1 protein-coding gene is annotated in these 240 nt (G+C 45.0%); it reads left to right on the top strand.

Translation table 11 applies throughout. From position 1 onward, the window contains the following. Window positions 1-91: 91 nt before the first annotated feature. Window positions 92-240 (top strand): reverse transcriptase N-terminal domain-containing protein (locus tag LKE08_RS10140; RefSeq protein ID WP_324704101.1); only part of this gene is annotated, 149 nt, incomplete at its 3' end.

Raw genomic sequence — 240 nt, 5'->3', positions numbered from 1 at the left:
GATGTGACCAGAAGCTAATGCTTGGATGTAATGTTCGAGATATGCAGACGGGTCACGGTTCAGACGTAAGATGGAGACTTGAATAGCAATAATGGCGAGGTCTAGTCAAACCAAAGGATTCGGCAAACCGAAACCAACGGTCACTAAGAATGCATGGAGAATTATCAATTGGGCGAAAGTTCAGCGGATGGTTTTCAAGTTGCAAAAACGTATCTATCAAGCGGCTCAATCGGGACAGGA

Origin of the sequence: Lyngbya sp. CCY1209, from assembly GCF_035615495.1 — a bacterium.
GTDB lineage: Bacteria > Cyanobacteriota > Cyanobacteriia > Cyanobacteriales > Microcoleaceae > Limnospira.
The sequence above is the reverse complement of the archived record's forward strand: the minus strand, read 5'-3'. Positions and strand labels throughout refer to the sequence as shown.